Source organism: Micromonospora sp. NPDC007230 (assembly GCF_042869115.1).
Classification (GTDB): Bacteria; Actinomycetota; Actinomycetes; order Mycobacteriales; family Micromonosporaceae; genus Micromonospora.
In genome coordinates, this window is record NZ_JBIAFE010000055.1 from 1 (window position 1) to 13,159 (window position 13,159).

General features: G+C 70.0%; 5 protein-coding genes. 1 reads left to right on the forward strand and 4 read right to left on the reverse strand.

Annotated elements, in window-relative coordinates; genetic code table 11:
• Positions 1–178 precede the first annotated feature (178 nt).
• The 4 genes from ACFYML_RS36080 to ACFYML_RS36095 form a co-directional block, all read right to left on the reverse strand.
• Positions 179–6,307 (reverse strand): DNRLRE domain-containing protein, encoded by a 6,129-nt coding sequence (locus tag ACFYML_RS36080; RefSeq protein ID WP_387424922.1) that lies wholly within the window; start codon positions 6,305–6,307, stop codon positions 179–181.
• A 130-nt stretch (positions 6,308–6,437) separates the two neighbouring features.
• Entirely contained in the window at positions 6,438–9,659 is a 3,222-nt protein-coding gene (locus ACFYML_RS36085) for a BTAD domain-containing putative transcriptional regulator (protein ID WP_387424923.1), read from the reverse strand.
• Positions 9,660–9,816: 157 nt separating this feature from the next.
• Entirely contained in the window at positions 9,817–10,476 is a 660-nt protein-coding gene (locus ACFYML_RS36090) for a LuxR C-terminal-related transcriptional regulator (RefSeq protein ID WP_387424924.1), read from the reverse strand.
• A 236-nt stretch (positions 10,477–10,712) separates the two neighbouring features.
• Positions 10,713–11,996, reverse strand: coding sequence for a phosphatidylserine/phosphatidylglycerophosphate/cardiolipin synthase family protein (locus ACFYML_RS36095; protein ID WP_387424925.1), 1,284 nt, complete (start codon positions 11,994–11,996; stop codon positions 10,713–10,715).
• Positions 11,997–12,169: 173 nt separating this feature from the next.
• Here ACFYML_RS36095 and ACFYML_RS36100 point away from each other — a divergent pair, with 173 nt between their 5' ends.
• Positions 12,170–12,787 carry a low temperature requirement protein A gene (locus ACFYML_RS36100; RefSeq protein WP_387424926.1) on the forward strand — a complete coding sequence of 206 codons (618 nt, stop codon included), beginning with the start codon at positions 12,170–12,172 and terminating at the stop codon, positions 12,785–12,787.
• The last annotated feature ends 372 nt before the right edge of the window (positions 12,788–13,159 follow it).

Here is a 13,159-nt window from a genome sequence, read left to right on the forward strand (position 1 = left end):
GGGGGGCGCCCCGGGGGGGGGGGGGGGGGGGGGGGGGGGGGGGGGGGGGGGGGGGGGGGGGGGGGGGGGGGGGGGGGGGGGGGGGCCCCCCCGCCGGGCCCCCCCCCCCCGCGGCGGTGGCCGCCAAGCCTGGTTGGCTTGGCGGCCACCGCCAGGCCGAACTCCGCGACCGCAGAAACTAGCGGCGGACTCGGATCGGACGGTAGTAGATGTAGGTCTGGATCCAGGTCAGGTATCCGCCGAACTTCGGGACCGGGATGGGGATCCAGGGCGTCGTCTTGCAGCGCCACACGCAGTGCTTGGTCTTGAAGGAGAACGACCGCTTGGTGATGATCTGGTAGCCGACGATCCAGGTGCGACGCTTGCTGGTGTATATCCAGCGGAACAGGCGCATGTCGCGCTGCCGGAACTTGATATACACGCGGTAGATGCCCCGCTTGATCTGTTTCCAGCCGCTCTGCCACACCTTGTTGGGGAGCCACTGCCACTTCCCCGTGGCGTACTGCCCGTTGAGGTCGGTGCAGTTGACCGGGTCGCCGACGCAGTACTCGTAGTTGTTCGCACTGCCACCCGGCACCGGGTCGACCTGCAGGAACCGCCCGGTGGTGGGGTTGTAGAGACGGACACCCATCAGCAGGATCCCGCCCGGCGTGTCGGCGGCGCGCTGTTCGGCGCCGAGCCAGCCGTACCGCTGGTTGCCCACGTTCGTCGAGTCGAGCGGGGTGCCGTACTCGGTGGCCTCGCTGGTCCTGCTCAGGCCGGCGTCGTTGCCGCTGACAGTGGCGACGATGTCACCGTGCAGGTTGGCGATCTGCCAGTCGACCTCGCCGGTGCCGCTGTTCCAGGTTCCGGCCACGCCGGCCAGCCCGCTGACGGCGCGGGTGTAGGTGCTCGGCGTCTCCTGCGTCCAGACCGGGCTGTCCTCGTCGTCCGCGTAGTGGTGGATTGAGGTGGCGGCCGCACCGGAGACGTTGTCGGTCCACGACCGGACCCGCTCGCCCTCGACGTCGATCAGGTAGTCGGTCGTGCGTCCGCCCTGGGTGATGGTGTCGACCAGGTCGGTGGCGTGGTAGGTGACAGCCACGTTGCCGCCGGCCGGGTTCGCGGTGTCGGCCGCCGGGACGGTGGTGGTGCGGGCGAGCGGGTCGTAGGTGTACCCGGCGGTGTTGACCCGGTCCGCGGTGTCGTAGGTCCAGCTCCGGGTGGCCGCCGCCGTCGTGGTCTGGCATGACCCGTCCGAGGCCGGGGCGTACTCCGTCGACGACTTGCGGTTGGTGGCCGCGTCGAAGGCGTACGCCCGGGTGGTGCAGCGGTCGCCCAGGATGTTGCGGACCTGGGCCAGCCGGCCGGCCGGGTCGTAGGCGTACTCCTGGTTGGAGAGGGTGGAGCTGTGCACCCGTACCTGGTTGTGGGTCGAGGTCTGGACGGATTCGCGGTAGAGGGTGCAGTCCGCGGCGCCGCAGCCGGTCCTGATGTACGACCGTCCGACCTCGGCGCCGGTCGCGTCGATGTCACGGCTGACCACGACGCCGTTGGGCCAGCTCTCCGACTTCAGCCTGCCGTCCCCGTCGTAGCTGCCGGCGAACACGCCGGCCTGGCTGTCGTTGACGGAGGTGAGCAGGCCACGTCGTTCGCTGCCGCCGTCGTAGGTGTAGGTGCGGGTGGCCTTGCCGTCGGTGCTGGTGGCGACCCGGCCGAGCAGGTCGTACGTGGTGGTCGACAGGTTCCCGTCGGCGTCGGTGTACGACGTCAGCCGGCCCAGGCTGTCGTAGCCACGGATGATCTGGGCGGTTACCGTGCCGCCGCTGATCGACTGGGTGCGCAAGAGCTGGCCGCTGGCCTGGTCGTAGATCCTGCGCACGGCCGGCACGGCCGTGCCGGGGCCGGTGACCGTGGTCTCGTAGGCCCGCCCCGCGCCGTCGTACGTCGTGGTGGTGGTGCGCAGCGTGGCGGCACTGGTCTTCTCGGTGACCACTCGGGGCTGGTTGAACATGTCGTAGGTGGTCACGGTGGCGGGCAGCTCCGGTCCGCTGGCCGCCTGGCCGCCCGGCTGCACCCGGCAGGGCAGGTTCGCCCATTCGGGCCGGAGGTCGCACTCGCTGTAGCCGGAGCCGGAGGTGGCCCGGTAGTTGATCGCGCGGGTGGTGGCGGGGGTGTTCGTGCTGGTGCCGCCCGCCGGGGTGGTGTTCAGCACCTCCAGCCCGGTGCCCGGGTCGTAGGTGCTGCGGGTGGTCTGGCCAAGGCCGCCGGGGTCCACGGTGGTCACCGTCGGCTCGCGCAGGGACCAGTCGTACTTCGTCGTGGTGGTACGCAGCTCAGCGTCGGTCTCGGTGCCGGTCGGTCCCCAGTAACGCACCAGCTCTTCCTGCTTGGTGACCAGGTTGTACGGCCCGCCCGTGAGCGGCGCACCCTCGTCGTAGGTGCTCCGGGTCATCGGTCGGCCGCGTACCGTGCTGCCGTCGGCCAGCATCACGTCCCGCTCGGGATTGAGGGTGTAGAGCAGCCGCCGCCCGTCGCCGCTGAAGACATTGCGGGTGGAGTAGCTCTGCGCCAGCATCGTCTCCCGTGCCGCATCGTCGGTGGACGAGTCGGCCAGTGCCCGGGCCCGGTTGGCCGCCGTCAACGAACGCACGGTGTTGCCGAACTCGTCGTACCAGGTGGCGGCGAGGTATCCGCCCGGCGCGGCGGCGTTGACCTCGCGGGCGTTGGCGTCCAGGTACGTCACCGATGCGCGCTCCCAGGACGAGGGCATGGTGCCGTTTGCCGGGTTGCCGTTCGGTATCTGGTTGGCCGGGAAGATGGCCGTCGCGTCGGTCGGCGCTTCCGGCTGACCCCACCGGGCGGTCTGCCCGGGCGACAGGTCGTACGGCGCCCCGGCACCCGAAAGCGGCACCTGGTAGACCATGGTGCTCATGGCAGTACCCGCGGCGAGCGCCGTGCGGGTCACCTTGTGCAGCCGTCCCGCGCCCGGGTCACCCGGGACCGTGGTGTAGCTGAACTGCCACGGCTCCTCGCCCACCGGCTTGGTCGCGGTGAGCACACCGTTGGCGTCGTAGTCGTACGTCTTCCACAGGTGCCGCGTCGTGCCGGCGTCGGTCCAGTCCAGCCGCGGATCCCAGGCGGCACGGAGCCGGCCGGTGTTGTCGTACACGTACCGGGCCAGCGGCACGGTACGCATGGCCGGGGTGGGCAGATCCGGGTCCCAGGCGGTGAAGGCGATCTCCTTGACCCGGCCCGGGTGGTCACCCCAGGTGGCCTCGGTGGTGCCGGTCGCGGTGCCGGTGGTGGCGTAGGTGAAGGTCAGCGCCCGGCAGCCCCGGGTCAGGGTGGCGCAGTTGACCCCGTCCGGCACCGGTGCCAGCATCCGGGTCGGCCGGACCACCTCCGCTCCGGCAACGGTGACCCGCTCCCAGCTGTACGTGGTGGTCTGGTTGCTGGCTGACTCGGCCACCAGGGTCGGGAAGTACTTGCCGGTCGCGGTGCCCACGACGCGGGTGAACCGCACGGTGTCGCCGTCCTCGTCGGTGAGGGCGTAGGAGTCGGTCGCGCTGTCGTACGTCAGCGTCATCGACTCCAGCCCGATCTCCGGGTCGAAGGCGGTGCTGGTGCGTTTGGTGAAGCCGATGGTGTCGCCGTCCGGCAGACCCACCTGCACCAGCGACCCGAACACGGTCAGCGACGTGTAGTTGGCCTCAGCCCCGTCCACCGTCGCACCGGACACCCAACCCGGGCCGAACATGTTCGCCGAGTCGGTCTCCGTCGCCCGCCGGCTGTTGTACGAACGCTCCACGGTCAGTTCGGTGCCGTACGAGGCCACCGACACATCGCTGTCCGACAAGGTGTAATTGCCGGTGATCAGGTTCACCTCACCCGGACCGATCTTCTCGGCCGCCGCGGACGCCTGGTTCCGGTCAAAGGTGATCTTCACCGCGCCCGAGGATGCGGCCGTACCGCCGGTGAAGCTGCCCCGTACCTGCAGGGGGCCGTCCCGGGGCACCTGCTGGGCGTCCACCGCGGCGAGGGTGGCCTCGACGTCCCAGTTCAGCTTCGGGAACTGGCCGCCGCCGCTGGTCGACAGCGGCCAGGTCACCGCCCCGCCCCCGGCCGCGACCGTCACGTGCCCGGCCGGGATGCTGGTCCACGTGTCGCTGTCGCCGCGCCGCCACTGGTAGGTCACCCCGGTCGCATCCGGCCGCCCCACCCCGCTGATCGCGGTCTTCGCCGCAGTGATGTCACCGGTCTTCGGTGCGGTCACCGCGCCGCCGCCGACCGAGAACGCGTAGGAGCGGATCGGTGACAGGTTGCCCGCCCGGTCGCGGGTGCGTACGTACAGCGTGTGTGGGCCGTCCGAGGTCGGCGTGATCGAAATGGTGGTGGCGGCACCGAGACTGGGCGCGTTCACGGTCTGGTTCGGCGGGTTGACGTCCACGCCGTACTCGTAGGCAGACACGTCGGCGATGCCGCCGGCGCCGAACGTGAAACCACCGGCAGTGCCCGCCGCGCCGGACCACACACCCGAGGGGTAAGCCGTCGATGACACCGACGGCGCCACCCCGGGCGCCTCCGTGTCCACGGTGAACTCACACCACTGCGACCACGAACCCGCTTTCGTGCCGTCACTGCCCTGTACCCGCCAGGCGTACGAGCCGTCCTCCACGAACGCGCCGGGCGGCACGTTCGTCGCCAACCACGACCCGGACGTGCCCGGCCCCTCCGTGGCCGAGCCGATCAGCGACCCGCCCACGGCGGACCACTCGAACGTGGCGTAGACCGACGCCGCCGCGGAATCGGTGATCTGCGCCCGCAACTGCGGAGTCAAACTCGCGATGTACGGCCGCTGCGCCCCGGTGGCGCACACCGTCGTCGGCGCGGTCGCCATCGCGGTCACCTGCGCCCCCGCCTGGTAGGTGATGGTCACCGACGGCGGATAGGTGCCCTCCTTGGAGTTGAACCGCTTCCAGGTGTAGCTGTCGGTCTCACTCGTCGCCCGGATACCGATGGTCGTCTTGGCCAGATGCCCGGTCGCGGTGCTCTGGAACGCGCCGGTGACCGGGATCGTCACCCAGCCGCCACCGCAGGCGCTGCTGTAGCCCTTCGTCTGCGTCGACGTGCCCACCTGCTGCAACCAGGCCGGCTGCGCCGTCCACCGCACCGTGCTGGTGACATCACCGACCCGCCACGCCTGCCACTCCCGCGCCGTACACGAGTACGAGTGGTGATTCCACAGGCTCAGCGTCGCCGACTGCACCTGCTTGTCCCACAACCAGCTCATGTTGTCGAACCGCAGGAACGACCGTGCCTTGTCCGTTCCACCGTTGTAGGTACCCAGCTTCAGCTCGGTCGCCGTCGACTGGTCCGACGTGTACGTGTTCTGCACGAACGCGTCGAAGTTCGGCCCGATCGACTGCGACGGGTCGATCGTCACCGGATACACCGTCGACTCGTCGGCCAGGAACTTCGCGTCCGGCGTCAACACCAGCCCGGTCCGCTCGCCCAGGCCGTCCAGTCGCGTGCCCACCGGCGCCCGCCGCACGTGCTCACCCGACGCCGGGTCCACCCGCGCGTCCCACATCAGCGCCGGCAACTCACCGACCCGCGCCGCGGTCGCCGTCCCGCCCGACGGGCGCCACGGCATCCGGAACTGCCGCACGTGCGCGGCCGCCGTGCGGTCCTTCACCACCAGCAACTGCTCAAACCCGGTACGCGTCGCCGACACGACCAGGTCGACACCTGGCCGCACCTCCGGGTACGTCGCCTTCGCGCCTTCCAGCACCGGCGCCGGCAACGCGCCCGTCCAACCCAACGTCGAGCGCCGCCCCGCCGTACCCAGCGACACGAGATCGTGCTCGCCGGGGCCGGCCGGCCCGGACAGCGTCAACCCGGCCGGGTGTGCCTTCGGCACCACCGAGCCGTCCGCCTTCCGCTGCAGGGTCAGGTCGACGTCCACCCAGCCGCCCTGGTCATCGCGCATCCGCACCGGCCCGGCGCTGACCTTCGCCTCCACCGACCCCGACGGCAACGCCCAGAACTCCGTGGTTTCCGTCGTCAGCCCGCTGATCAGCACCCGTTTGCCGGTCATCCGCGCCGTCACCACGGCCGCCGCCTCGTCGGGGCGCTCCAACGGCGCAGCCGGTTGCTGTGCCTGGGTCACCGGCGGCTCTGCCTGCGCCGGGCGCGAGACCACGCCGGCCAGCAGTGCGGCCACCAGCGTCGTGGACAGGCCGACAGCCAGCCCGTAGCCGACCTTCCCGGTGGGTAACTGATCGAGCCGAACTCCTGATCTCCGTCCGCGTGCGCGACCTCTCATCACGACCTCCCTCGGGCGCAGCCGACGGCAAATCACTGCCATCAATGGGGTCCTCGCCCACGCGGACCGTAGGGCACGTGCCGGCAGGACGTCGTGTCCCCGATTTACGGGACACTGGGGGCCATCAACGTCAGGGACGCCGCGCGGCGCCCTCCCCTCGTCGCAATCGACGGGCCTGCCTGAGTATCGCCAGGGTCCGGATCTTCGCCCGCCGTTGGCCCGACCTCCGCTGCGTCTGCAGGGCCTCGTGGCAGTGGCTGATGCATTGATCAGGGTCACCCAGGCCGAGGTAGACCGCGGCCAGGGCGGCGTGTGCGGCGGCTACCTCGACCATCGCCCCTGATTCCGAGGCCAGGCTCAGGGCCTGGGACGCGTAGCGGTGCGCGGATCGGTACTCGACGAGCGCGCAGTGCGCCTCGGCGAGCGTGAGCAGGACCTTGACGTGACCGCCGCTGTGGCCGGTACGTGCCGCTACCTCCAACGCGGTGTCGAGCCGTGCCACCGCGGTCGAGACCCGGCCGGCCCGGATCTCGATGCTGGCCAGTCCATTGAGGGCGAGCATCTGGAGTCGCGGGTTGCCGGTTTGCTGCGCGATGTCCAGCGCCTCGTCCAGTGCCTGCTGAGCCTCTCGGTGCCTGCCGGCATCGCGATGGACCTCTCCCGCGGTAATCAACGCCTCCGCCGCCTCGTGGCGCAGCCCGACTTCCCGGCAGATCGCCAGCGACTCACGGACGGTGGTCAGGGCCTCGTCGAGGCGGCCCTGTTCGCGTCGGAGTTCCCCCAGATTGATGAGGGCTATCGCTTCGCCGGGCCGGCGACCGACCCGACGCAGCAACGGGATCGCCACGCTGAGGTACCGTGCGGAGAGTTCCAGGTCACCGAGATCCTTGTAGGTTCCGGCGATGTTCTGGAGGCTGGCCGCCTCGCCAGGTTCGTTGCCGATCTCGCGGTCGAGCGCCAGCGCCTGCGTGAACCGGTCCAGAGCCGGCCGCAGCTGCCCCAGGTGTGCCAGCGACACGCCCATGCTGCGCAGCGTCGTGGACTCGCCCGGCTTCCACCCCGCCTGCCGGTAGAGCTCCACGGCGCGCTCATGCTCGCGGATCGACTCGGCGAACTCCGCCGCCTGGTAACGCAAGAAGCCGAGGCAGAAGCGCATGGCCGCCTCGCCGACCACATCGCCCGCCGCTATCGCGGCAGCCAAACCCGTCTCGGCGATGGCCAGCCACTGGGGCCGCGACGCCGTCAGATACAGGTGACTGCGCAACGCGTCCGCGAGATGCCAGGCCAGCCGGCGCAGCCCCCGCGCCGCCGCGTGGCGCAGCCCGGCGACCACGTTGTCCCACTCTGCGATCATCCACTCCCTGGCACCGGTCACGTCGGGGAACGCCAACGGCACTACGCCGGCCGGCAAAGGTGGACGGGGCAGTCGGGAGATGGCCGGGACGGTGGCGGCGGCAGCCTGATCGGTGCTGTGCAGGTAGAAGGCGAGCAGGCGGTCCACGGCAGCGTCCCGCTGCGCGGGCGGATCGCCGGCGGCGAGTTCCGCGGCGTACTCCAGCAGCAGGTCGTGGCAGACGTACCGACCGGCCGCGGTGGCCGTGATCAGGTGTAGCCGGGCCAGGGTGTCGAGCAGTTGGCCGGCGTCGTCCACCGCCAGCCCGGCGAGCGCGGCGCCCGCCTCGGCCGACCACCCGGCTGGCGCCGGCACGAGGCCCAGCAGCCGGAAGAGCCGCTGCGCCGGGCGCGGAAGCGCCCGGTAGGAGAGGTCGAACGCACCTCTGACCGACGCCCGTCCGTCACCAGAGACCCGCAGGCCGGCCATCCGCCCGCGCCGGGTCAGCTCGTCCACCTGCCGGCGGATCGAATGGTGCGGCTGGTCAGCGAGCCGGCCGGCGGCGATGCGCAACGCCAGCGGAAGGTGGTCGCACAGCCTCGCCAGCTCGGCCGCGGCGTCCGGATCCGCCTCAATCAGCTCGCCGCCGGCCGTGTGAGCCAGCACCTCGATCGCGTCCAACGGTGGCAGCACGTCGAGCGTCATGCGGCACGCACCGTCCAACGCCACCAGCCCACCGAGCCGATCTCGACTGGTGACCAGGGCGAGACAGCCAGGGCCGCCGGGCAGCAGTGGTCGCACCTGGTCCGGCTCGGCCACGTTGTCGAGGATGACCAGCAGCCGCCGCCCGGCGAGGGCCGAACGGTACTGGGCGATCTGCGCATCGCCCCCGACCGGAATCTCCCCAGTCGCCACCCCGAGCGCATGCAGCAACTGCGGCAGTGCGTCCATGGGCGAGATACGGGCACCGGGATCGAAGCCTCGCATGTCCACGAAGAGTTGGCCATCCGGGAATCGATCCATCGCGGTGTGGGCCCAGTGCACGGCCAGGGTGGTCTTGCCGGCGCCGGCTGGACCCACCACCAGTACCGGGCCGTCACCCCGCGCGGCGAGCGCGTCGAGCTGCTCCAGCTCCCGCACGCGGCCGACGAGCCGTCCAGGGGCCGGCGGCAGCTGGCGCGCCGGCATCCTGGTCGGCGGCGGCGACTGGCGGACGGTCGACGCGGCCGACCGCACCGCGGGGACCGGCGGGTTCAGCGCCGGGTCGCCGGCGAGAATCTGTTGCTGCAGACGCTGCAGCTGTGGCGTCGGTTCGAGCCCCAGCTCTTCGACCAGGCGCTCCCGCAGGCGGGCGTAGAGTTCGAGCGCATCACCGCGCCGGCCCGACCGGTACAAGGCCATCATCAGCTGGGCATGGGGCCTCTCCCGCAGCGAATGCTCGGCGACCAGATGCCCCAACTCGGAGACGAGTTCGGCGTGTCGCCCCACCGCCATCATGGCCTCGGTACGGTCTTCTGCGACCCGCTCCCGCAACTCGGTCAGCCGCGCCGCCTCGGTGTCGACGAACGCGCCGCTCACGCCGCCCAGCGCCACGCCACGCCACACCGCGAGCGCCTTGTCGTACTGCTCGACCGCGATCTCCGGCCGGCCCTGGGCCGCCGCCTCCTGGGCCCGGTCGACCGCGTGCCGGAACCTGTCCACGTCGATCTGGCCGGGGCTCGCGCGCACCAGGTATCCGGGCTGCCGGGTCAGAATGAGCCCCTGACCGTCACTGGCGAACGCTCTGCGCAGCTCGGATATCAGCAGCCGCACCCGCGCCTCGGGTGACGCCGGCAGCCGCTGACCCCAGACCGCTTCCGCGAGCTGCCTGATGGCGACTACCCGATTGGCATTGAGCAGCAGGACTGCCAGCAGCGAGCGCTGCTTTCCGTTGAGCGGGAGCTGAATGCCTCCCCGGTACGCCTCAACCGGGCCGAGGAGGCGGAACTCCCACTCACCGTCGCCGCCCACGATGGTCACATTGTTTGATCCTGCCCCACCCGATCTCGGACAACAAGATCATAGATTTGTGACCGCACGTCGGCCGATTGTTCATCCCGTTTCTCCGGCTGGCCAGCGAACGGCCCGGATCTGGCAGACGTCGCTTTGTGCATTCAGTCGGCACGGCCCGGTCCGGTTATACCCGGGGCACCAAGGCGGAGGCCGGTAGCACGACCGGTCCGGAGGCGTCGGCGGCCGCCTCGGGGAACGCACCGACCAGCGCCGCCCGCGTCAGCTCGGCCTTGTTGCCGAGGTCGAGCTTGGATCTGACGCGCTTGACGTAGGTGTCCACGGTGTGTCGGCTGATACCTAGTACCCGGGCGATCTGCGTGTGCGTCAGCCCTCGCGCGATCTGCCGGAGCACCTGCCGTTCCCGCATCGAGAGCGGGACGGATTCGTCCTCGCGCGGATTTGGCTGGCCCGCCGGCTCCGCCCCGCCGAAGAACCGTCCACCGTCGACCACCGCCCGGACCGCCCGCACCACGACGTCGGCGGGCGCGTAGCGGTCCACGTAGCTCACCAGGCTCGAGCCGGGGCAGCGCTCGCCGGGCGTTCGGTGGCCACCAAAGGGAGCGAGCATCAACACGGGTGCCACCAACGACACCTCCGCGACGAAGGCCCAGAGGGTGCCAACCCGGACCGCTGCCGGGTCGACCAGAAAGATGTCTGCCTGCCGGCAGTAGTCCCCCTCCGTGCTGGATCTGACCTCAATTACCTCGAAACCCTCCACCGCCAGCAACCCGGCGAGCCCACGGGCGAAGACCGGGCTCGTGTCGAAGATGCTGACTTTATCCATCCCGCCTCCTCCTGATCTTCCGCACCGCCATCCGGTCCGCCGCGGCCGGATCATCGGCTCGTCCGCCACGAAGCGACGCACGGCGGACATTCGGGCATTCGGATGAATCGCTACGGCGAGTCTCGCCAGCGCCTGCATAAAGGGCGCATGCTCGCCGCATACCAGGCGCTTCACGCCACCTTGAGGGCGACCTGCGTGATCGACCCGGATCACGGGAATCGCGACGGTGCATCGGCTCAGCGGATCGCCCCGCCGTTGGCCCGGCAGGTGTCCCGGACGTGCCAGAAGTCGCTGAGGTAGTCGTCGTGGATACCCCGGCCCATGACGCGCAGCATCGCCTCGTCGGCTTGGCGCAGCGCGGAGACGTTGTAGTTGTGGCTGCCGGTGAAGACCCGGGGCACGATGTCGTCGTCGTACGCGCCGTCGATCAGCATGTACTTGTTGTGCGGGCGGATGTCCCGGCCCGGCCCGACGTTGTAGTTGCACTTGGTGAGCTGGACGTTGCTGCCCAGCGCGTTCAGCACCTGCGCGTTCGCCTCGCTGTAGACGACGTCGACCCAGCAGCCGGCGTTGCGCAGCGCGGTGAGCCGCTTGGCCACCTCGGGCCGGTTGAACGAGAACATGTTGACCCGTACGTCGGTCTGTCGGCGGGTGCCGTTGTCGTCGTACCAGCAGGAGGCCACCGAGTTGAGCACGCTGACGATGGTGTCGGTGGCCGGGTCGCTGACCGGCTGTCCGGAGCGCTCCCGCCGGGGGAAGAAGTACGCCCGGTACGTCGTACCTGTCGGGGTGCCCCAGTAGTAGTCGTTGTTCCCGGCCGAGCTGTAGCGGTACGACCGCAGGTCCGCGAAGTACTGCCGGTACGCCTGGTAGGTGGTGGCGTCGCTGAACGTCAGCCCGTTGTTGTACGCCTCGTTCGCGTCCCACCAGCCGAGGTTCGCCGAGCCCTGGAAGACCACGTTGGACACGGTCGAGCCGTTGTTGAGCACGATGCTGGACGCGATCAGGAACTTGTTGTGGTTGTAGGCCGTCACCGACGAGTCGGTGTAGTCGATCCGGCGGGTGCCGATGCAGCCCCGGTCCGCGCCGGGAAACTGGTCGGCGCAGTGCACGATGTACGACCCGGCGGCGTCGTTGCTGCCGAGCACCGGCAGCAGCCGCTGGTACGGCCGCCGGCTGACCTGCTCGTGATCCAGGATGATCTGGACATGCACCCCCCGCCGGTGCGCGTTCAGCAGCCGTCCGGGCAGGTCGGGGGTGGTCTCCGAGTCGACGACATCGGTGACGTCGAACCCGAACCAGGACATCTGGATCTCGCCGCCGGCCGGCACCCGGTCGATGATCCGCGCGAGCTGGATGAAGATCGCGTTCTGCTGGGCGGCCGTCCCGGTCGGCCGGCTGAAGACCGCGTCGTTCATCGTCGGATCCGGCTCGGCGGCACTGGCCGGCCCGGCGCCGAGCGCCGGTACCCCGAGCGCGCCGGCGGTGAACATGAAGACGAGCGCCAATCGTGCGGCCAAGCGTGGAGGAAACCTACGTATGCGCATGGCTAGATGGTTCCATCGAACCCTGACCGGCGGAACCTGCGGGTCCCTGCCCGTCGAAACGGGTCAAGCCCACAACAGGGGTCGGCGCTACCTCGTTGGGTCTTCAGATCACTGATTCCAAGGGGGCGTAGTGGTCGTCTCGGCAGATGAGTGATCCGCGCGAGGCCAGGCTGCCGCGTATGGGGGTCGGCACACAACGCGCCACGTTCCTGGAACTCTTCCTCGACCTGGTCTTCGTCTTCGCGCTCACTCGGGTTACCCAGCGCCTCGTCACCGACTTCACCACGGAACAGCGGATCCTCGTCAGCGAGGTCGGTCAGACCCTGCTGCTGTTCCTTGCCCTCTGGCTGATCTGGGCAACGAACGCCTACCTGACCAGCCGGCTGGATCCGGAGACCCCAGTCGTGGTGTTCGTCATGGTCCTGACCATGTTCGGCAGTATGGTGATGGCCATCGCCGTGCCGCAGGGGTTCAGCGAGCGAGCTCTGATCTTCGCCGGCGCGTACGTTGCCGTTCAGCTGGGCCGCACGCTTGCGCTGCTGGTCGTGGCAGGAGGCGGACAAGATCCAGAGAATCCCGCGGCGCTCCCGCGGGTCCTCATCTGGACCGGCCTGACCGCGGTGCCGTGGCTCGTCGGCGGGAGCGCCGGGCAGGGCCCAGTGCGGGGCGTGCTGTGGAGCCTCGCGCTGGGCCTGGACTACGCGGGCCTGACGCTCGGCTGGCCGGTGCCCAGGCTAACCGATTTGATGATCGATGATCGGTGATCATAGATTGGCCTGTGTGGAACGTTTCGGCTTTCCAAGGTCGGGAAGCGTGTCGGTGTTCGCCCTGTGGCGCATCACGTTTGTGTTGGCTCGGTGGGGGTTCCGGTGGCGTGGGCCGGCGGTGAGAGCCGGTTTTGTGGATCGGTGTTGAGGCGTTGAGTCGGTGAGCGGGAAGCTGCGGCTGGCCGAGGGTGAGGCTGCCCGGACCGCGTGTACCCGCGTTGTGCTGCGCGCGGGGGTGGATGAGGCAACCGGCGAGGTGCTGTCTCGGGCGGTGCTGAATCGGCCTGGAGTTGCCGGAGGGCGTTGTTAGGCCGCAGCGGCCCTGTTGTGGTTTCGGGTTGAAGCGTAGTGCGCGGTCTCATATTCGAC

Bases quoted from the DNA above. Each gene is read 5' to 3' on its own strand.
- ACFYML_RS36100 (WP_387424926.1), top strand. From the start codon at position 12,170: ATGAGTGATCCGCGCGAGGCCAGGCTGCCGCGTATGGGGGTCGGCACA.
- ACFYML_RS36090 (WP_387424924.1), bottom strand. From the start codon at position 10,476: ATGGATAAAGTCAGCATCTTCGACACGAGCCCGGTCTTCGCCCGTGGG.
- ACFYML_RS36080 (WP_387424922.1), bottom strand. From the start codon at position 6,307: ATGAGAGGTCGCGCACGCGGACGGAGATCAGGAGTTCGGCTCGATCAG.